Source organism: Streptomyces sp. NPDC033966, assembly GCF_055575955.1.
Map to the genome: position 1 here is coordinate 191,783 of NZ_JBVIRQ010000002.1, position 17,920 is coordinate 209,702.

Consider the following 17,920-nt stretch of genomic DNA (forward strand, 5'->3'; position numbering starts at 1 on the left):
CCGCGCGGGACCGTGGCCGGTGACCGGCCGCGGCCCGCGCGGCGGACGGTGCTCAGCGCAGGGCGGGGATCACATCGCGCGTCTCGTCGACCTCGATGCCCGCGGTACGGCGGCCCGGCGCCTCCGGGGGTGCCTCGTCCGCGCAGACGGTGCCCCGGGCGGGCAGCGCCAGGGTGGCGAGGTACTGCGTGGCCAGGGCGCTGACGCACGCGCTGCGGTTGTACGCGGTGTGCCCTTCGGCGTCGAACGTCAGCAGGCGGCCGTTGTCGAGCGTCCGGGCGAGGGCCACGGCGTCCTGGTACGGGGTGTCGGGGTCCCCCGTCGTGCCGAGGACCAGGATCGGGGCGGAGCCGGCCGCCCGGTAGGAGCCCTGGTGACGGCTCGGGCGCTCCGTCTGCCACTGGGCGCAGGTGGTCGCGTGGTTGTGGTCGTAGGTGGGCGGACCGAGGCCGATCGGGGGGCCCAGCAGCGGCGCGGAGGCCGCTTCGGCGCTGACCAGGGCGCCCAGGAGCAGGGGGCTCTTCGGGTAGACGCGGTCGGCGCACTCCACGGCCAGGTTGACGTTGAGGAAGTCGAAGGACCCGGGTGAGGGCGGGTTGAGCAGGAAGGAGCTCTGGCGCGCCTGGGCCGCCCGCAGGGCCTGTCCCAGGTAGGGCCAGATCTCCTTGCCCGAGTTGATGTTGAACATCAGGCGGTAGGCGAGGGTGTAGCCGGTCGCCGGGCGTCCGCTCGCGGTGACGACCGGGTCGGCGTCCAGTGCCCGCTTGAGCTCCTCGAAGGCCTCGCGGGGCCGGCCGTCGCCGAAGCCGCACGCGGCGGGGTCCTGCGCGCACCAGTCGAGGAACCGGCCCACGGCCCCGTCCAGGGCGGTGAACTGCGCGGCGTCGTAGGCGTAGGGCAGGTCGGCGTAGGTGCGGGGGTCGTAGGCGCCGTCCAGGACCATGGCGCGGACGCGGCGGGGGAACTGCGCGGCGTAGACGGTGCCGACGTAGCTGCCGAAGGAGCGGCCGTAGAAGGTGAGCTGCTCCTCGCCGAGGGCCTGGCGGAGCAGGTCGATGTCCTTGGCGTTGGAACCGGTGCCGATGTACGGGGCGAGGTCCGCGGCGCGCTGCCGGCAGGCGGTGGCGAAGTCGAGGCCCTGCCGGACCGCTTCCCGCAGGGCTCCGGGGCCGGGTACGCCGCGTGCGGCGTCGACGGCGGCGGAGTACTCCTTGTCGTTCCAGCACTCCACCTGGCCGCTGCGCCCCACGCCGCGCATGTCGTAGCCGACGACGTCGAAGGCGTCGCGGAGGGAGGCGGGCAGGTTCTCGTAGCTGTTGCGGGCGAAGTCCACACCGGAGTTGCCGGGTCCGCCGGGGTGGAGCAGCAGGACGCCGGTGCGGTGGGCACGGTCGGACGCGAGCCGCCGGGTGACGGCGAGCGGGATCGTACGCCCGGCCGGGTCGCGGTAGTCCAGCGGTACGCGGGCGGTGGCGCACTCGAAGGCGTCCCCGGGGGCGGCGCCGTCGCAGGGACCCCAGGACAGGACGGGGACGGGCGGGGCGGCGGGGGACGCCGCCGTGGCGGCCCCGGGCGCGGCCCCGAGGAGGGCGGTGACCGCGGTCAGTACGAGGGTTATCCCCCACACCACTCGTTTGCGCGGCTCATCGGGTGAACGGGGCTGCATACGGCGGGCTCCCTCTGTGACGGGTCGTCGGGACGGGTCCTCGAAAGGCGGCGCACACGATCGGGGGCTCGTGGGCGTTCCCGCTCGGTTCGAGCGGCGTGGCCAGGTTCGCACCCCCGGGGCCGCCTGGACAGCCGGTCGGTGGTGCTTACACATCCGGAGCTGTGCGCTCCTTCGCCGTCGCCCGGTCGGGCCCGTCAGCCCTCGGCGCCCGTGGCCGTGTGCGGGGCGCCGACCGGCTTGGATTCCGGTGAGCCTCCTGACGCCGGGCGGCGGGCGCTCGGGGGTGCGCCGCCGTCCGGGGAGGGTTCCCCGGCGGGCGCCGTCCCTCCCGGTCCGGGCCGGGAAAGCACCCGTGCGCGGGACGCCGGGGTCCGGTCAGCGGCGTCCCCGGGCGCCGAGCCGGGCGTTGAGCCGGGCGGCCTGGCGCGTCAGGTGGTCCCGTTCGGCGAGGTTGGAGGCCTTCCGGGCGGCCTCGGCGTACAGGCGGGCCGCCGTCGCGAGGTCGCCGTCGCGTTCGTGGAGGTACGCCGCCACCGCCGTGTGGCGGGGCAGCGTGTCGTCCAGCGCCGCGAGCGCCGCCAGGCCCGCGCGCGGTCCGTCGGCCTCGCCGACGGCCACCGCGCGGTTGAGCCGGACGACCGGGCTGCCGGTCAGACGTACCAGCTCGTCGTACCACTCGACGATCTGCGGCCAGTCGGTCTCCGGCGCGGTGCGCGCGTCCGCGTGGAGGGCGGCGATGGCGGCCTGCGCCTGGAACTCGCCGAGGCGGTCCCGGGCGAGGGCCGCCTGCAGGATGCCGACGCCCTCGGCGATCGCCCCCGTGTCCCAGAGTCCGCGGTCCTGTTCGGCGAGCGGCACCAGGCTGCCGTCGGGCGCGGTCCGGGCGGCGCGCCGGGCGTGGTGGAGCAGTATGAGGGCGAGCAGCCCCGCCACCTCCGGGTGGTCGATCGCCGCCGCGAGCTGCCGGGTGAGCCGGATGGCCTCGGCGGCCAGGTCGACGTCCCCGGAGTAGCCCTCGTTGAAGACCAGGTACAGGACGCGCAGCACGGTGGCGACGTCGCCGGGCCGGTCCAGCCGTACGCCCGAGACGGTGCGCTTGGCCCGGCTGATGCGCTGCGCCATCGTCGCCTCGGGCACCAGGTAGGCCCGGGCGATCTGACGGGTGGTGAGTCCGCCGACGGCGCGCAGCGTGAGCGCGACGGCGGACGACGGCGTCAGCGACGGATGGGCGCACAGGAAGTAGAGCCGGAGCGTGTCGTCCGAGGTGGGGGCCGGGCCGGGTGCCGGCTGCCGGTCGACGAGGTCCTCGCGCCGGCGGCGGGCGGTGTCGGCGCGGGTCGCGTCGAGGAACCGCCGCCAGGCCACGGTGACCAGCCAGCCCTTCGGGTCGCGCGGGGGTTCGGACGGCCAGACGCGGACCGCCTCGACCAGGGCGTCCTGCACGGCGTCCTCGGCCGCCGCGAAGTCGGCTCCGCGGCGGACGAGGACGGCGAGCACGCCCGGTGTGAGGCTCCTGAGCAGGGCCTCGTCCATTCCTGGCACCTCGGGCACCTCGGGCACGTCGCGCATCCGGGAGGTCACTCCGTGATGGTGGGCGGCTCGGTCAGGAAGGGGCGCAGTTCGAGCCACTCGTGGATCGGCTCGCCGCCCGCCCCGGGGGCGGCGGACAGTTCACCGGCCAGCTCGACGGCGCGTTCGTAGCTGTCGACGTCGATCACCATCCAGCCGGCGATGAGGTCCTTGGTCTCGGCGAACGGGCCGTCGGTGACCGGCGGGCGCCCCTCGCCGTCGTAGCGGACGAAGGTCCCCTCGGGGGCGAGCGCCTGGCCGTCGACGAACTCGCCGGTCTTCTCCAGGCGGGCCGCGAAGTCGTTCATGTACTGGATGTGGGCCGAGATCTCCTCGGGCGTCCACCGGTCCATGGGCACGTCGTTGACCGCTGCCGGGGCTCCGCGGTAGTGCTTGAGCAGCAGGTACTTGGCCATGATGGTTCTCCTCCATGGTGCTGGTGCGACCCCTTCCGGTCGCGTTCATACAGGAGACGGAGCCGGTTGCGGCTTCTCGACATCCCCGCCCGGGATTTTTTTCAGCGGGCCGGGGCCGGGGTGGTGGGCCGGACCGGGGGTGCCGGCCTCCACGTCCGCGTCCGTCGCGCGCTGGGTCGCCGCGTGCCGGGCCTTCGCGGGGGCGGGGTCCGGTGCGGCGTGGGCGGGGGCCGCCAGGGCGGTGGCGGCGACGGCGGCCGCCGCGAGGCCCGACGCGTCGGCCCGTGCGGTCTTCCGTGACGTCATGTCGTCCCGTCTCCTTGCCGTTGTGCTGCCGGGTCCGTTCGCACGGGACGACCCCTGCGGGCGGAGGAAGGTTGAGCCACTAGAGTCTCCGGGCATGGGGGCGGACATCGACGGGGTGATCGAGGCGCGCGGGGCCGGCGGGCGCTGGGAGATGGCGGCCGATCTGCTGGACTTCGGGCTCGGGCGCGAGCGTTACGTGTGGGAGTGCCTCTTCGGCTTCGGCGGGGGCCTCGGTGTGGACCGCCCGCTGTTCGACCGTCGGGGAGTACCCGACGACGTGTCGGACCCGGTTCCGCGGACGTGCGGGGAACTGCACCACAGCCACTCGTACGCCACCTGGGCGGAGGTCTCGGCGGTCGACTGGGACGTACCGATGTGCGACGCTCCCGCCTGGTCCTGGCTCGGCGAGTGGCGGCCGGGCCCGGATGGCCGGCCCGTGCTGCGCGATGTGGTCTGGGCGCGGGACGAGGTCCTCGACGCGGCGGAGGAGGTTCTCGGCGAGGACCTGATGCCGCCGGAGTGGCCGCCGGGCGCGGTTGTCCGCCTGGACGGCGCCGAGTACCGCCCGGTGGTCCTCACGCCCCGGATGTTCGTACCGCCGGACGGCGGCTGGGGACCGGTGTGGGCGGCGATGCGCGCGCTGGCGGCCGTCCACGGGGACCGGAACGTCCGCCTCGTCGTCTGGTTCGGCTGAGGCCGGCCCGCCCGTACGGGGGCCCGTGGTGGGCGATTCTCGGGCCGGGCGCTTCTAGTGCCGTGCCCGCACTAGCGGGCCGGGGTGAAGGCCACCGGGAGGGTCAGGGGGCCGCGCAGGCCGCCGGGGCGCCAGGGGATCTCGTCCGGCCGGACGGCGAGGGCGAGGCCGGGGAGCCTGCGCAGGGCCGTGCCGATGGCGATCTCTCCTTCGAGCCGGGCCAGGGGTGCGCCCAGGCAGTAGTGGATGCCGTGCCCGAAGGCCAGGTGGGCGTTGTCCCGCCGGGTGATGTCCAGGCGGTCGGGGTCCGGGAAGCGCACCGGGTCGCGGTCGGCGATGGCGGAGGCGATCAGTACGGTCGATCCGCGCGGGATCCGCACTCCGGCGATCTCGACGTCCTCGCGGGCGAACCGGGCGATGCCGGGGCTGACCGGGCCGTCGTAGCGCAGGAACTCCTCGATCGCCCCCGGCAGCAGCCCGGGGTCGGAGCGCAGCAGGTCGAGCTGGGCGGGGTGGGCGAGCAGCATCGCGAGGCCGCCGCCGATCAGGTTGACCGTGGTGATGTAACCGGCGGCCAGCAGCAGGAAGACCATGGCGATCAGCTCGTCCTCGCTCAGCCGCCGCTCCTCGTCGCGGGCGGCGACCAGGTCGCTGAGCAGGTCGTCTCCGGGGCGCGTCCGCTTGTCCCGGATGAGGCCGGTGACGTAGCCGCGCATGTGCTGCCACGCCTCGTTGACGACGGCGGGGTCCGGCGGCTCCGCGCCGCGGGTGATCAGGCGGTCGGTCCAGCGCTGGAAGTCGTGGCGGTCGTCCACCGGGACGCCGAGCAGTTCGCTGATCACGGTGACGGGGAGCGGCAGCGCGAAGTCGGCGACGAGGTCGGCGCGGCCGGCGGGGGTGACCGCGTCGAGCAGCCGGTCGGTGACGGCCTGGATCCGGGGCCGCATCCCCGCCACCCGGTGGGCGGTGAACGCCTTGGAGACCAGGCGGCGCAGCCGGGTGTGGTCGGGCGGGTCGCTGCGGAGCATGTTGCCGAGCATCGCCTCGCGCTCGGTGTCGGGCAGCTGGCGCAGCAGGCGGGCGTCGGTGGCGTCGCGTACGTCGCTGCTGAGGCGGGGGTCCGACAGGGCCTCCAGGCCGTCCTCGTAGCGGGTGACGAGCCAGGCGTCCAGGCCGCCCGCGATGACCGCGCGGTGGACGGGGGCCTCTTCGCGCAGGTGCCGGTAGAGCGGGAACGGGTCGGCGACGAAGGCCGGATCGGCGTAGGGCAGCAGGACGGGGCGCTCGCCCGGGCCGGGGCCGGGGCCGTCGCCGGGGTCGGCGCCGGATCGTGTCGTCACCCGGCCATGATGCCCGGCGGCTCAGTCCCGCAGCAGGAGCGGCACGGCCGCGAGTACGACGGCCAGGGCGAGGGCGGCGAGGCCGTGGCCCGGACGGGGGGCGCGCAGGACCGGCAGGAAGCGGTCCAGGGCGAGGCGGCCCGGGCCGGTCAGGGCCAGGGTGACGGCCGCGGCGACGATCAGGGACTCGAACTCGACGCCCTCCGGGCCGAACACGGAGCGGGTCCACTTGACGGCGATGGCGTTGATCATGATGCCGACGACGGCCGCGGCGGCCAGCGGGGTGAACAGGCCGAGGATCAGGCCGAGACCGCCGAGGGTCTCGGTCAGGCCGGCGACCGCCGCCATGGCCTCGCCCGCCGGGTAGCCGGCCTTGGCGAAGAACACGCCGGTGCCCTTGAGGCCGGGGCCGTCGAACCAGCCGAACAGCTTCTGGGTCCCGTGGACGGCCATGATCACGCCGAGCACCACGCGCAGCACGGGCAGGCCGACGTCGGAGGACGTGATCGTCGCGGGGTGGCGTGTCCCGGGGGAAAGGATCGCGGCCATGGTGGCGCCTTCCGTCGGCGGGGCGGGGCGGGGAGTGCCGGGCCGGGCACGTCCGCCATGGAAACACGTCCCGCCGGGCCGACCGGGGCGGGGCGCGCTGGGCCGGGCAGGCCGGACCCGAAAGGCGCTCCCTGGGGCCGGGTGCCGCCGGGGGCCGGGGAGTCCGCCGGCGGCCGAACCGGCTCGGGTACCTGCCCCGCGGACCGGCGCCGGCCCTCCGCTACTTTGGCCGGATGCACAGACGCAGCAGGTGGGAGCCGTATCGTCGGGCCGGATGGACGGTTTCGGCGACGGCCGCACGGGGGGCCGCCGCCACCGCGGCGCTGATCGGCGTACTGGCGGGCTGTTCGGCCCTGCCGGGCGAGGAGGACGTCCGCTACGCCGGGGACTACGGCAGCCACGAGCCGCTGGCCGTGGTCGGGTACCCGTCGGCGGGCACGCTGCGGACCGCGCAGGAGGTCGTCTGGCGTACGGCCGACGGGGACACGGAGGAACTGGCCGCCCTCGCGGCGCCGGGCGCCGCGCACGGCGCCCCCGCGGCGACGGCGCGGAACTGGATCTCCGCCTTCGGCAAGGGCGCCCGGGGGAAGGTCACCGCGGAGTTCTACGACGAGGGCTCCAAGCGGCAGAGCGTCGTCCTGTACTTCCACGCGACCGGCCAGATCAAGCAGCTCGACGTCCGCACGGGCATGGGCGGCGAGGACCGCGACTGGTACGTGTACATGGACGAGGCGGATCCCGCGGCGGCCGCGGCCGTGCCGTCGTGGATCCCGAAGGAGCCCGGCGTCCTCGGCTCCCGGTCGGTGCCCTAGGCCGTCTCTTTCTGATCTTGTCGGCCTTGCCCGCGGTGGCTGGTGCCGTGCATGGCAAGGCGGAGGGGCGCCCGTGTACTGGACGTACTCGGGCGCTCCGACAACGCGGCCAGGTGCGGTGCCAGGCGCCGCGGGCCCCGGCAAGATCCGAAAGAGACGGCCTAGGCCCTAGGGGGTGTCCGACGGGTCCGCGGGCGGAACCGGGGGGCCTGGCGGAGATGGCGGAGGTCGGCCAGGCCGAAGGGCTTCCGTGTCCGGGCCTGCGTCGCCGAGGACACCAGCAGCGCCTCCAGCAGCCTCTCCTCCGGCGATGCCCCGCCGGTCGCGCGGCGCAGGCACAGCGAGAGGATGGTCAGGGTCCGCAGCTGTGCGGGCCGTTCGGGCGAGTCCTCGGGGAGCAGGGCGACGAGTTCCGTCTGGATCTCGACCACCCGCCGCAGGACGGCGTTGTCGTGGAGTTCCTCGACGCCGCCGTAGAGCGCGCCGGCCACGTCCTGGCGCAGCCTGATCCGCCATCCCAGCGAGATGCGGGGGAACGACGGGGCGGCCAGTACGCCCTCGGCCGCTGCCGACAGCTCGGCGAACCGCTCCGCCGTGGGGCGCTGTACGAACGCCCGTTGCGCCTTCTCCATCCGTGCCACGAAAGGGTCCAGGTCCGCTTCTGCGCGGCGGCGGGCGGGCTCGCGCGGGGTGGCGGGCGGATCGGGCCTCAGGTTGTCGGGCCACGGCCTGGCTTCGAAGTTGTGCAGCACCCGCATGACGTCCCGGAGCATTTCGGGAGAGGTGTAGAAGTCCTCGGCGGCGGTCACCAGGCGGAAGCGGACCTTGCCGCTCAGCTCCAGCAGTGCGCGCGCGGCGCGTTCGGCGGTGACGAGGGCGGTCGGGACGATGAGCACGGGCGAGGAGCCCTCGGGCCGCAGCATCAGGTAGGCCACGCCGTCGAGTTCGGAGGTCGCCAGGGTCATCGTGACCGGTCCGCGTTCCTCGTCGAGGCCGAGGACCGGCAGTTCGACGAGCAGGGCGCGGTGCGGGGTCCGGTGCTGGAGGAGGATGACGCGCCGCCGCGCGGCGAGCCCGCGGTCGCCCAGCAGCACTCCGGCGAGGTCGCCGCCGTCGCGCACGCACAGGGTCGTGTCCTCGTCGAGTTCGCCGAGCCACTCGTGGAGCCAGGTCGGTGACAGGTGGCAGGCCCGCTGGTCCTGCCAGGGCGAGATGAACCACAGGGCCGTGTCGCCCTCGTCCAGCCACATCGGTTCCCGGCCGACGGGCTCCACGCCGGGCACCCGGATGGGCATCGCGTTGTGCAGCACCTCGACCAGGGGGTAGCCGTGGAGTTCGTCGGTCGGGGGGTCGAGGTCGATCCGGCCGTTCGTGGAGGTGGTCTGGGTGAGGAGGACCGACAGCAGGGCCGGGTGCAGACCGGGCATGTTGAGCGCCGGAACGGCCCACACGCCGGCGAGCCGGTCCCGGTCGTCCTCCGGCAGCGAGGTGTCGGAGATGAGCGGTCCGATCACGTTCTCCACGAGTCCGTCCACCCACTCGGTGGTCGGGAGGTCGGCGGGGAGCCGACCGTACGCGAGGGGTTCTCCGTCGAGGCGTACGTGTGCGAGCAGGCGGGCGGTCTCGTCGGGTCCGCCGTGCGCCGCGCGGCGCAGGGCCTCGTCGGGCTGCTCCTCCAGCGCGCGGCACAGGGCGGGGAAACGGCGGTCCGGCCGGTTGCGCGGGATGCGGAACCACTGCTCGGCGCGCTTCGGCCGGTGGAGCCGCTGCGGCTGCCACGCCTCCAGGACGGGGACGGCGAGGGCGAGTTCGCCCAGGTCGAAGGCGAGTTTCTGCCTGATTTCCGGGGGCAGGTCGCGGGTGCGCAGCCATTCCAGGGCCTCGGCGGCGTCGAGGTAGGGCTGGGGGTGCCGGGCCCGGTAGGCCTCCATGGCGGCGGGCTCGACGCCGAGGCCGGGCACGAACGTCGCCACCGCCTCGTGGGTGAAGCGGGACGCCTGGACGGTGGCCGCGAGCAGCCGCGCGCACCGGTCGCGCAGCGGTCCGGGTTCCCAGGGGTCCATGGCGGAGGGGCTCAGGGCGAGCTGGGCCCAGCCCAGTTGGGTGGTTCTGAGCAGGACGTCGTGCGCGGATTCGTGCGCGAGGATCTCCGGGAGCGGATCGCCGTTGATGATCCGGTCGATGCTGACGAGGATGCGGCCGCTGCGGCAGAGCCCCGCCCAGTCCCGGCTGAAGGCGAGGACGCGCGCGGCGGAGTCGGGGCGGGAGTGGGCGCGTGAGCGGGACATGGCGGGCCTTTCAGCGTGAGCCGTCCTCGTCCGGTACGGCGGGCGGCGGGGCGGGCTCGCGCTCGTGCTCGTACGGAAGGGCGGTGAGCGGTACCCCCTGCGCCCAGAACCGGGTGAGCCGGCGGCTCAGGACCCGCTCGGCGTCGGGGTCCGCGGGCAGCGGCAGGTGCAGGGCGGTCAGGAGGTCGAAGCGGTGCAGGTCGAAGGCGGCCGACAGGGCCTCGGCGTAGCCGCGGGCCGCCGCCACGGCCGCGCGGTAGGCCACCCAGGCCGCCAGGAGGAAGGCGGCCGGGCTCGCCCGCCACCAGCCGTCGCCGCCGAGGACGAGCGGGACGCTCAGCAGCCCGGTGGCGCCCGCCGTCACGCTCAGGCGGCACGCCAGGTCCAGCTGATCGCGCCGGTCGTCGACGACGGCCCGGAGCTGCTCACCGAGCAGGGGGTAGAGCCGGGGCCACCACACCACCGCGTCCGCCCCGTACGCGGCGCCCGCCGCCACTTCTCCGGCGCGCAGGGTGTTGCCGAGTGCGGTCGGCAGGAGGGGAACCGAGGGCGGCGGGAAGCTCCGCGCCAGCTGCCAGGCGGCCGCGAGGATCCGCTGCCGTTCGGCGTCGGTGGGGTGGGCGGTGGCGACCTCGGCCGCCCGGGCCAGGCGGTTCCGGGCGCGTTCCTGCAGCTTGACCGCGCTCCGGGCGGCGGCGCGGGCCGGGCGCGGCCAGTACCCCTCCAGCAGTTGCACGAGCGGGGCCTGGAGGGGGTGCAGGAGGACGGCGACGAGGAGTGCCCCCAGGGCCAGGCCGGCGAGTGCGGCGCCGGACAGGCCCGGCGGGCGGGACAGCACCCGGGACACCTCGATGCCGCCCCCGGGCGCGCGGGCGGCGAGAAGGGCCCCGAGGTACAACAGGGCCGCGTACGTGGGCAGATAGCCGACGAGCGTGAACCGTGAGGCGGTCAGCCGGGTCACACCCGTCGCGAGCTGGGCGGGGGTGCTCACCGCCCGGCGGTCTCGTGCAGTTCCAGCGGCACGTGGTGCGCGGGGCAGGCCGGCGGGACGCCCGGGTGGCGCGCGACCAGCACGGTCGCGTCCCCGTGCGGGCAGCGGAACTCCAGCAGCGCCCAGGACACGGGCAGTCCGGGGAGGGTGGCACCGTCGCCGGTGCCCAGCGCGAACCCGCCCGCCGAGTCCTCCGGGGCCGGGCCGGCCGCGCCGTCCTCCTCCCCGTAGTCCCCGTAGTCCTCGTAGTCCTCGTCGTCCTCCCCGCCGCCGGCCTCCAGCAGCACGTCCTCGTCCCCGTCGGCGTCCACCCAGCGGAACGCCTCGCCTCCGAGCGCGATGACCACGGCCCGTACGCCGGCGGGGGCGGTGCCGAGGAGCCGGCGTGCGATGTCGGCGTCGCCTTCCCGGAGCTCGCCGGGGAACCCGCCCCGGCGCACCCACACCATCACGTCGCCTGCCTGCTCCCCACGGACGGTCCTCATGCGTGTTCCTTCCCCCCGCGGCCGTTCGCGGCCGGTGTGAAAGCCACATGATGCGGGGGCGGGGCGGGGCCTGTCCGGGTGTTGACGCCACTGCCGCGGATCCGGTGCCGGCGGTGGCCGCGGGGTGGCAGCGGAGCGGGGGTGAACTCGTACTTCCGTCCGGTCGGGGGTCATCCGTACGGGGCGGTGGGGTTGTCGGTGGGGGATGGCAGCATGGGCCCATGGCTCCTGACGATCTTGACAAGCTGTTCGCCTCCCCCGCCGCCCTGCTGGCGGCCGGACCCGGCGCCCTCCGGGAACTGCCCGCCACGGGCGGTGGTGTGGGGCGCGAGGCCTTCGGGCAGGCGGTCGCGGTGCTCGACGGGGCCGAGGTGTCCCGGGCCGAGTTCGCTTCGTGGCTGCACTTCGGCGCGCGGGTGCTGGGCCACGAGGCGTACGCCGGCCTGGTCGCCGGGGCCGCGCCGGACATGCCGTGGCGGACCGTCTGGGCCTGGTGGCGTCCGGTCGGCGCCTACCGGCCCCAGCCGAACCTGAGCGGCGGCGCGGACGTCGAGGTCCACGAAGCGCCGGACGGCCGGGTCCTGTTGAAGGTCGACGCGCAGTGGACGGGTGAGCGCTGGTTCGACCCGGCCACCGGGGAGCAGGTCCCCGCCCCGGCCGAGGGGGAGTTCACCGAGCGGCCGTACGACGCCGTGGCCGAAGAGGAGGACGTCTTCTTCGACGAGGAGGAGCCGGTCCTCCACCGGCCGGGGACCTGGGAGGAGCCCGTACCGCTCGGCGGGGGCCGGTTCGCGTTCGCCGAGGAGCGCGGGATCGCGGTCGTCGAGCGCAACGGTGACCGGGTGGCCGGCCCGTCCGCCGACGCCGTCGGGTGGGGGACGGGCGGGCCCTGGTTCGCCGGTCCCGCGCCCGCCGGGACCCCGCTCGACGCCGGCCGGCTGGCGGAGGCCTTCGGGGCGGACTGGATCCTGCGCCTGGCGCCGGAGCGGCAGCCCGCGGCGCTGCTCCACTCCCCCAGCCGCCAGGTGATCGCGGCGGCGGGGCTGCCGCGGTGGTGGGCGGCGGGGGTGGCCTCGTTCACCCTGGGGTGGACCGAGGCGGGCGCGCACCTGGTGGAGCCCGAGGAGAACGGGCTGCTGCCGCTCGGCACCTTCGACCTGAGGTACGGCGACACCGGCCGGGTGTGCGTCCACCCGGAGACGGGCGCGGTGTGGATGGTCCGCAACGGGGAGGGGCCGTTCCCCTTCGCCCGGGACGTGGAGACCTTCGTACGGCTGCTGGAGGCCGTGTACCGGTTCATGGGCGCGTGCTGGAGCCCGTACCCCGGCGAGAACGGCAAGCGGGACTTCCTGCGGGAGGCGGCCGCCCTGGACCCGCTCGCCGTGGACCCCGCCACGCCCGGCGGGGAGGTGTGGGAGCACCTGTTCGCGGCCATCGTCGACCTCAGTGTCTGGGGCTACTGATCCACGTGCGCCCGGGGCCGCCGCCGTGGCCGGTACGGGTCAGGCGGCGCGGGTCGCGGTCAGGAGCCAGCCGGTGCTGCGCAGCCTGACCGCGCCTTCGGCCTCGTACGCCCGGAACGTGTCGGTCAGGCGGTCCCGGGCCCGGGTGCGCGCGTCGGGGCCGACCGCGCTCAGCAGGTGGCGGCCGGGGCCGGAGTCGAGGAGGAAGTCCGCGGCCTCGCGGGCGGTACGGCCCCAGGTGCCCGGCGCCCGGACGTGTTCGGCACGGACGTCGCGCAGGCCCGCCGTACGCAGCAGGCCGGTCGCGGTGTTCGGGTCGGAGAGGGAGAACATGCCCGGCCCTCCGGGCGATCCGAAGCCTCCGACGGGCAGGAGGTCCGCGAGTGCGGTGAGCCCGGTCAGCCATTCGTTGCCCTCGGGCTCGGCCGCGCACAGGAGGGCGACGCGGCCGCCCGGCCTGAGGGCCGAGGCGATGTTGGCGAACGCGGCTGCGGGGTCGGAGAAGAACATGATGCCGAACCGGCTGATCGCGACGTCGTAGGCGGCTTCGGGCAGCGGGTGGGTCTGGGCGTCGCCGTGGGTGAAGGAGACGTTGGCGATGCCCTCCCGCGCGGCCGCCGTCCGCGCCCGGTCGAGCATGGGGCCGGAGAGGTCGAGGCCGTGGGCGTGACCGCGGTGGGCCGTCCGGGCCGCCAGCCGGGTGGTGGCGCCGGCCCCGCAGCCGATGTCGAGGACGCGCCCGTCGGGCCGGATCGAGGCGGCGGCGAGCAGGGGCCGGTCGAAGCCCGCGTTCACGGCGTTCCAGCGGTCGTGGTGGGCGGCCCAGTGGGCGCCTTCGTAGCCGTTCCACGCCTCGGCCTGGGCCGTGTTGGCGCTGTCGGTGGTGTGCATGCGCGAAAACCTCCTGCGGGAGCGTTGCCCGCCTAGGATGGGCGAGTGCCCAAACAGTATGGGCGTCCGCCCATACTGGCAATCCCCTTACACCGGGAGGATGTTGATGTCACCGCGAGGAGTGGCCATCGAAGGCCTGCGGGAGCGGCTGTTCGAGGCGGCGGACCGGGTCCTGGCCCGGGACGGGGCCGCCGCCCTGACGAGCCGGGCGGTCACCGAGGAGGCGGGCTGCGCCAAGGGCGTGCTGCACACGCACTTCGCCGGGCTGGACGAGTTCGTCGCCGAGCTGGTCCTCTTCCGCTTCGGGACCGCCGCCGCCCTCTCGGAAGGGCTCCCCGCCCGGGCCGGAACGGGCGCGGTGGCGGACAACCTCGCGGACGTGGCGTCGGCTGTGCTGTCCCTGGACCCGGGCCTCGTGGGACTGGCCGTGACCCGGCCGGTCGCGGCGCGGCGGGTCCGGGAGGCCTGGGCGGGCGGCGCCCCGGGGTTCGACGCCATCGAGCGGGCGGTCGGCGGCTACCTGCGCGCGGAGCAGGCGCTCGGGCGGGTGGGGGCCGGCGTGGACGTGGAGTCGGCCGCGCTGGCGCTGGTGGCGACGCTGCACCACCTGCTGATGACCGGCCAGGCCGGGCCGGAGTCGTTGGTCCGGGCCCGGGTCGAGCGCCTGGTGCGGGCGTTGACCGGGACGGCCTGACCGGCGGCCGGCCCGTCCGGCGGTGCTCCCGACCCGGCTTCCGCGGTCCCGTCGACCCCGACGACCGTCGGGGGTGCGGCCGGCCGTTCGGCAGGGGTGCGCGGGCCGCGCCCTTCCTACGGTCGGGGCATGGATTCGATCAGGCAATGGGGTTGGGGCGCCGCCTGCTCCTCGCGGTCGCCGCGGCCGGTGCGGGAGCGGCGGCCGTGGTGTGGCCGGCCCCCGGCGGACCAGTGGGTACGAACGCGCCGGTGCACGTGAGCCGGGGGGGCCGGACGGTGTGGTCCCGGGGCCCGGGACCCCGGGCACCGGCTCGTCGGTCACGCCGGCCTCGGTCCGGTCCCCGGTGTGGCGGACGAGGACGGTCGCGCGGTGCCCGGGCGCGTGCTTGGCGGCGTCCGTCAGGGCCTCCTGGACGACCCGGTGGACGGCCCGCCCGACGGCGGGGGGGCGTGCCGCCGCCGGCCGTTCCGGTGCCGTCCGGTACGCCCTCCACGCGCAGCCCCACGTCCAGGCCCGCGGCGGCGGCCCGCTCGTGGAGACGCCCGTGCCGACACCGGCGACCGCCCCGGCGGACAGGCCGGCGGACAGCACCGGGACGGGCATCCGTATCCGTCCCCGCGCCGCCGCCGTCCGCCACTTGATGACCGTTCTTCTCACGGACGCGACCCCACGGAACCGGGCCGCTCCCGCGACACCGCCGGAAGTCCACTACCGCCCGCCGGCTCCGGTGAGGACCACGAGGCGCTGGGTCGCCCGGGTCATCGCGACGTAGCGGTCGACCGCGCCCGCCACGCCCGTACCGAACTCCTGCGGGTCGACGAGGACGACCAGGTCGAACTCCAGCCCCTTCGACAGCGCCGGCGTCAACGACCGGACACGGGGCGTCGCACGGAACGTGGGATCGCCGATGACGCAGGCGACCCCTTCCGCGTGCGCGGAGAGCCAGGCGTCGAGCACCGCGTCCCGTTCGGCGGAGGCCCCGTGGACGACGGGGATGCCGCTGCTGCGCACGGAGGCCGGCACGTTGGCGTCCGGGAGGGCGGCCCGGATGACCGGCTCGGCTTCGGCCATGACCTCCTGCGGGGTGCGGTAGTTGACGCCCAGGGAGGCCATGGTGATCCGCTCCAGCCCGATCCGCTCCAGCCGTTCCCGCCAGGACTCCGTGAACCCGTCCCTGGCCTGGGCCCGGTCCCCGACGATGGTGAAGCTGCGGGAGGGGCAGCGCAGCAGGAGCATCTGCCATTCGGCGTCGGTCAGTTCCTGGGCCTCGTCCACGACGATGTGCGCGAACGGGCCCGCGAGCAGGTCCCGGTCGACGGAGGGCAGCGCCGCCCCGTCGATCAGGCTGTCCTGCAGGTCCTTGCCGCGCAGCATCGTCACCGCGCCCTCGCCGTCGGCGTCGGCCGCGAGCACGCTGTCGATGACGCCGGCCATCCGCTCGCGTTCGGCGGCGACCGAGGCCTCGTGCCGGCGCTTGCGCAGGGACGCCCCGGAGTCGCCGAGCCGCTGGCGGGCCGCGTCCAGCAGGGGCAGGTCGCTGACCGTCCAGCGCTCGGCGTCCTCGCGCTGGAGCCTGCGGACCTCCTCGCGGCCGAGCCAGGGAGCGCACTTGCGCAGGTAGGCGGGGACCGTCCACAGGTCGGCGACGAGGTCGGCCGCTTCGAGCATCGGCCACGCGCGGTCGAGGGCGGTGACCAGCTCCCGGTTCTGCCGCAGCGACCTGTTCAGCAGCTCGGGCGAGAGGTCGTCCTCGTCCCCGTCGCCTTCGTCGTGGTGCTTGTCCAGCAGGATCGTGACCAGTTCGTCCCAGATCTGCTCGCGCGCCTCGTTGTGCGGGGTGCCGGGTTCGACCGCCTCGAACGCCGTGGCCCAGTCGTCGGCGGTCAGCCGGACGTCGGCCCAGTGGGTGCTGACCGTCATCGCCTCGGCGGGCGGCTCCTCGTAGAACCTGACGGCCGACTCGATCGCCTTCACCAGGGCCGCGGAGGACTTCAGCCGGGCCACCTCCGGGTCGCTCTCGGGCACCGCCGTGGCGCCCTCGGCGACGAGGTCCCGGACGGTGCAGGTCTGTACGCCCTCCTCGCCGAGGCTGGGGAGGACGTCGGCGACGTAGGACAGGTAGGGGCGGTGCGGGCCGACGAAGAGCACGCCGCCCCGGCGGTGGCCCAGGCGGGGGTCCGAGTAGAGGAGGTGGGCGGTGCGGTGCAGGGCGACCACGGTCTTCCCGGTGCCCGGCCCGCCGTCGACGACGAGCGCGCCGCGGGATCCCGCCCGGATGATGGCGTCCTGGTCGGCCTGGATGGTGCCGAGGACGTCCCGCATCCGGGAGGACCGGTTGCCCGCGAGGCTCGCGATGAAGGCCGACTGGTCGTCGAGCGCGGCGTGCCCCTCCAGCCCGTCGACGGTGAACACCTCGTCCCAGTAGTCGCCGATCCGGCCGCGGTTCCAGCGGTACCTGCGGCGGCTCGCCAGGCCCATCGGGTTGGCGTGGGTGGCCGCGAAGAAGGGTTCGGCGGCCGGGGAGCGCCAGTCGACGAGCAGCCGGCGGCCCGTGCTGTCCGTGAGGCCGAACCGGCCGACGTACAGGGGCTCGGGGTCGTCGGCGAGGACGATGCGGCCGAGGCACAGGTCCAGCCCGAAACGGCGCAGCAGGCGCAGGCGGGCGGTCAGCCGGTGGATCTCCGCGTCCCGGTCCATGGCCTCCCGGCCGATACCGCCGGGTGCCCTGCGCGCGGCGTCGAGCCGCTCGGACACGTCTGCGATCGTCTGCTCCAGGCTTTCCTCGATGGCGGCGAAGTGCCGCTCGTCCCCGGCTACCAGCTTCGGGGCGGCCTTGGCGGAGAGGTGGTCGGGAAGGTCAAACACGCTGGTGGTCAGCGGGTTCACTGATGCGGCTCCGTTCCGAGGTCGTTCGCGACCCGTGTGTTGCGGTGTGTTTTCGGCTCAGGCCGGTGATTCTGCGGTACGACCGGGGCCTTGCCGCAAGCCCCCCGGTGCGTTATAACTTGAGAGTGGCAAGGAGTGGTTTCACCTCCTTGCCTTTGCTGTTTCCGCCGGTCCGCGTGGACGATCCGCCTCCACGGCACGGCCGCAGCCTTCGTACGCGCGTAGGCGCGCCCCCCTTTTTCACAGCACGGCTTTCAGCACGCCGGCAACCGCTGCCCCGCACCTGCCCTGCCCTGGGCCGCCGGGCGCCCGGCACCGTCGGCGGCGGTATCCGGCCAGAACGGCCCGAATTCGGCGGTGGCGGGTGTGCCGCCGGCCGGCCGGGGCCGTTCTGGGGCCCCTTGCGCTGCCTTTCGGTCAACCTCCCCGGTTTCACGTGGAGTTACCCCGTGATGTCGAAAAGGGACCGCTGCGCCCGGATCGCCCTGGGAGCTAGCGTTGCGACCGCTCGTCCGCACCATGGATCCAGCCATCACAAGTCGCCCCGCACCCTTGGGAGTTCTCATGGCAGATTTCGACGCGGCCACGTCCTTCGAGGCCCACGACCTGGACCTCGGCGGGATCACCGTCACCGCGATGCGCGACACCGCGGGCGTTTCGGCCTTCGCCGCCGGCTCGTCCACCTCCACGTGCGGCATCCCCACCGCCACCGCCTGCCAGTGCGTCACCCAGCAGCCGCAGACGGTTCCCGGCGTCATCTGAGAGTGCCCGGACGGACGCCCGTTCCGGAGCCCTCATCCGGGCCCGGAGCGGGCGATCCGCTTCCTGCCCCCGACCAGGCCGAGCCGGAAGGACCCGGGACGC

At 75.1% G+C, this 17,920-nt stretch carries 16 protein-coding genes; 5 read left to right on the forward strand and 11 right to left on the reverse strand.

The window, feature by feature from the left end:
* Nucleotides 1–52: 52 nt before the first annotated feature.
* The 4 genes from ACZ518_RS06465 to ACZ518_RS06480 all read right to left on the reverse strand — a co-directional run bounded on the left by ACZ518_RS06465 (nt 53) and on the right by ACZ518_RS06480 (nt 3,960).
* Nucleotides 53–1,666, reverse strand: a complete 1,614-nt coding sequence (locus ACZ518_RS06465) for an alpha/beta hydrolase (RefSeq protein ID WP_469111869.1) — start codon at nt 1,664–1,666, stop codon at nt 53–55.
* Between the two features lie 378 nt (nt 1,667–2,044).
* Nucleotides 2,045–3,202: an RNA polymerase sigma factor gene (locus ACZ518_RS06470; protein ID WP_469112333.1), complete on the reverse strand. Its 1,158-nt coding sequence runs from the start codon at nt 3,200–3,202 to the stop codon at nt 2,045–2,047.
* Between the two features lie 44 nt (nt 3,203–3,246).
* Nucleotides 3,247–3,654, reverse strand: coding sequence for a YciI family protein (locus ACZ518_RS06475; RefSeq protein WP_362471447.1), 408 nt, complete (start codon nt 3,652–3,654; stop codon nt 3,247–3,249).
* A gap of 45 nt (nt 3,655–3,699) precedes the next feature.
* Nucleotides 3,700–3,960: a hypothetical protein gene (locus ACZ518_RS06480; RefSeq protein WP_469111870.1), complete on the reverse strand. Its 261-nt coding sequence runs from the start codon at nt 3,958–3,960 to the stop codon at nt 3,700–3,702.
* A 94-nt stretch (nt 3,961–4,054) separates the two neighbouring features.
* Between ACZ518_RS06480 and ACZ518_RS06485 the strand changes: the two genes are divergently transcribed.
* Nucleotides 4,055–4,654, forward strand: coding sequence for a hypothetical protein (locus tag ACZ518_RS06485; protein WP_469111871.1), 600 nt, complete (start codon nt 4,055–4,057; stop codon nt 4,652–4,654).
* Between the two features lie 71 nt (nt 4,655–4,725).
* On the opposite strand, the gene ACZ518_RS06490 is transcribed toward ACZ518_RS06485, so the two are convergent.
* Both ACZ518_RS06490 and ACZ518_RS06495 read right to left on the reverse strand, forming a co-directional pair.
* Nucleotides 4,726–5,994, reverse strand: a complete 1,269-nt coding sequence (locus tag ACZ518_RS06490; protein ID WP_469111872.1) for a cytochrome P450 family protein — start codon at nt 5,992–5,994, stop codon at nt 4,726–4,728.
* A 21-nt stretch (nt 5,995–6,015) separates the two neighbouring features.
* Nucleotides 6,016–6,543, reverse strand: coding sequence for a DoxX family protein (locus tag ACZ518_RS06495; RefSeq protein ID WP_469111873.1), 528 nt, complete (start codon nt 6,541–6,543; stop codon nt 6,016–6,018).
* A gap of 233 nt (nt 6,544–6,776) precedes the next feature.
* Here ACZ518_RS06495 and ACZ518_RS06500 point away from each other — a divergent pair, with 233 nt between their 5' ends.
* Nucleotides 6,777–7,355 carry a hypothetical protein gene (locus tag ACZ518_RS06500; protein ID WP_469111874.1) on the forward strand — a complete coding sequence of 193 codons (579 nt, stop codon included), beginning with the start codon at nt 6,777–6,779 and terminating at the stop codon, nt 7,353–7,355.
* Between the two features lie 161 nt (nt 7,356–7,516).
* Here the strand turns inward: ACZ518_RS06500 and ACZ518_RS06505 are convergent, their stop codons facing one another.
* The 3 genes from ACZ518_RS06505 to ACZ518_RS06515 are packed head-to-tail and all read right to left on the reverse strand — an operon-like array spanning nt 7,517 to nt 11,119.
* The gene (locus ACZ518_RS06505) at nt 7,517–9,643 is read right to left on the reverse strand and encodes a hypothetical protein (RefSeq protein ID WP_469111875.1); all 2,127 of its coding nucleotides are present in this window, start codon (nt 9,641–9,643) and stop codon (nt 7,517–7,519) included.
* Between the two features lie 10 nt (nt 9,644–9,653).
* Complete coding sequence (locus tag ACZ518_RS06510; protein ID WP_469111876.1) at nt 9,654–10,634, reverse strand: hypothetical protein; 981 nt, start codon at nt 10,632–10,634, stop codon at nt 9,654–9,656.
* Nucleotides 10,631–11,119 carry a hypothetical protein gene (locus ACZ518_RS06515; RefSeq protein WP_469111877.1) on the reverse strand — a complete coding sequence of 163 codons (489 nt, stop codon included), beginning with the start codon at nt 11,117–11,119 and terminating at the stop codon, nt 10,631–10,633. Before ACZ518_RS06515 ends, ACZ518_RS06510 begins: the two co-directional genes overlap by 4 nt.
* Nucleotides 11,120–11,340: 221 nt before the next feature.
* On the opposite strand from ACZ518_RS06515, the gene ACZ518_RS06520 reads away from it, so the two are divergent.
* Nucleotides 11,341–12,582, forward strand: a complete 1,242-nt coding sequence (locus tag ACZ518_RS06520; RefSeq protein ID WP_469111878.1) for an SUKH-4 family immunity protein — start codon at nt 11,341–11,343, stop codon at nt 12,580–12,582.
* Nucleotides 12,583–12,621: 39 nt separating this feature from the next.
* Here the strand turns inward: ACZ518_RS06520 and ACZ518_RS06525 are convergent, their stop codons facing one another.
* Nucleotides 12,622–13,473: a class I SAM-dependent methyltransferase gene (locus ACZ518_RS06525; RefSeq protein ID WP_469111879.1), complete on the reverse strand. Its 852-nt coding sequence runs from the start codon at nt 13,471–13,473 to the stop codon at nt 12,622–12,624.
* Nucleotides 13,474–13,579: 106 nt separating this feature from the next.
* Here ACZ518_RS06525 and ACZ518_RS06530 point away from each other — a divergent pair, with 106 nt between their 5' ends.
* Entirely contained in the window at nt 13,580–14,167 is a 588-nt protein-coding gene (locus ACZ518_RS06530) for a TetR family transcriptional regulator (RefSeq protein ID WP_469111880.1), read from the forward strand.
* Nucleotides 14,168–14,878: 711 nt separating this feature from the next.
* Here the strand turns inward: ACZ518_RS06530 and helR are convergent.
* Nucleotides 14,879–17,056, reverse strand: a complete 2,178-nt coding sequence (gene helR, locus ACZ518_RS06535) for an RNA polymerase recycling motor ATPase HelR (RefSeq protein WP_469111881.1) — start codon at nt 17,054–17,056, stop codon at nt 14,879–14,881.
* A gap of 564 nt (nt 17,057–17,620) precedes the next feature.
* Between helR and ACZ518_RS06540 the strand changes: the two genes are divergently transcribed.
* Complete coding sequence (locus ACZ518_RS06540; protein WP_007268133.1) at nt 17,621–17,818, forward strand: thiopeptide-type bacteriocin; 198 nt, start codon at nt 17,621–17,623, stop codon at nt 17,816–17,818.
* Nucleotides 17,819–17,920 lie beyond the last annotated feature (102 nt).

What these genes read in the sequence shown, in the direction of transcription:
- ACZ518_RS06465 (WP_469111869.1), bottom strand. Translation starts at nt 1,666, where the DNA reads ATGCAGCCCCGTTCACCCGATGAGCCGCGCAAACGAGTGGTGTGGGGG.
- ACZ518_RS06505 (WP_469111875.1), bottom strand. Translation starts at nt 9,643, where the DNA reads ATGTCCCGCTCACGCGCCCACTCCCGCCCCGACTCCGCCGCGCGCGTC.
- ACZ518_RS06470 (WP_469112333.1), bottom strand. Translation starts at nt 3,202, where the DNA reads ATGGACGAGGCCCTGCTCAGGAGCCTCACACCGGGCGTGCTCGCCGTC.
- ACZ518_RS06525 (WP_469111879.1), bottom strand. Translation starts at nt 13,473, where the DNA reads ATGCACACCACCGACAGCGCCAACACGGCCCAGGCCGAGGCGTGGAAC.
- ACZ518_RS06540 (WP_007268133.1), top strand. Translation starts at nt 17,621, where the DNA reads ATGGCAGATTTCGACGCGGCCACGTCCTTCGAGGCCCACGACCTGGAC.
- ACZ518_RS06530 (WP_469111880.1), top strand. Translation starts at nt 13,580, where the DNA reads ATGTCACCGCGAGGAGTGGCCATCGAAGGCCTGCGGGAGCGGCTGTTC.
- ACZ518_RS06495 (WP_469111873.1), bottom strand. Translation starts at nt 6,543, where the DNA reads ATGGCCGCGATCCTTTCCCCCGGGACACGCCACCCCGCGACGATCACG.
- ACZ518_RS06475 (WP_362471447.1), bottom strand. Translation starts at nt 3,654, where the DNA reads ATGGCCAAGTACCTGCTGCTCAAGCACTACCGCGGAGCCCCGGCAGCG.
- ACZ518_RS06520 (WP_469111878.1), top strand. Translation starts at nt 11,341, where the DNA reads ATGGCTCCTGACGATCTTGACAAGCTGTTCGCCTCCCCCGCCGCCCTG.
- ACZ518_RS06485 (WP_469111871.1), top strand. Translation starts at nt 4,055, where the DNA reads ATGGGGGCGGACATCGACGGGGTGATCGAGGCGCGCGGGGCCGGCGGG.
- ACZ518_RS06500 (WP_469111874.1), top strand. Translation starts at nt 6,777, where the DNA reads ATGCACAGACGCAGCAGGTGGGAGCCGTATCGTCGGGCCGGATGGACG.
- ACZ518_RS06515 (WP_469111877.1), bottom strand. Translation starts at nt 11,119, where the DNA reads ATGAGGACCGTCCGTGGGGAGCAGGCAGGCGACGTGATGGTGTGGGTG.
- ACZ518_RS06480 (WP_469111870.1), bottom strand. Translation starts at nt 3,960, where the DNA reads ATGACGTCACGGAAGACCGCACGGGCCGACGCGTCGGGCCTCGCGGCG.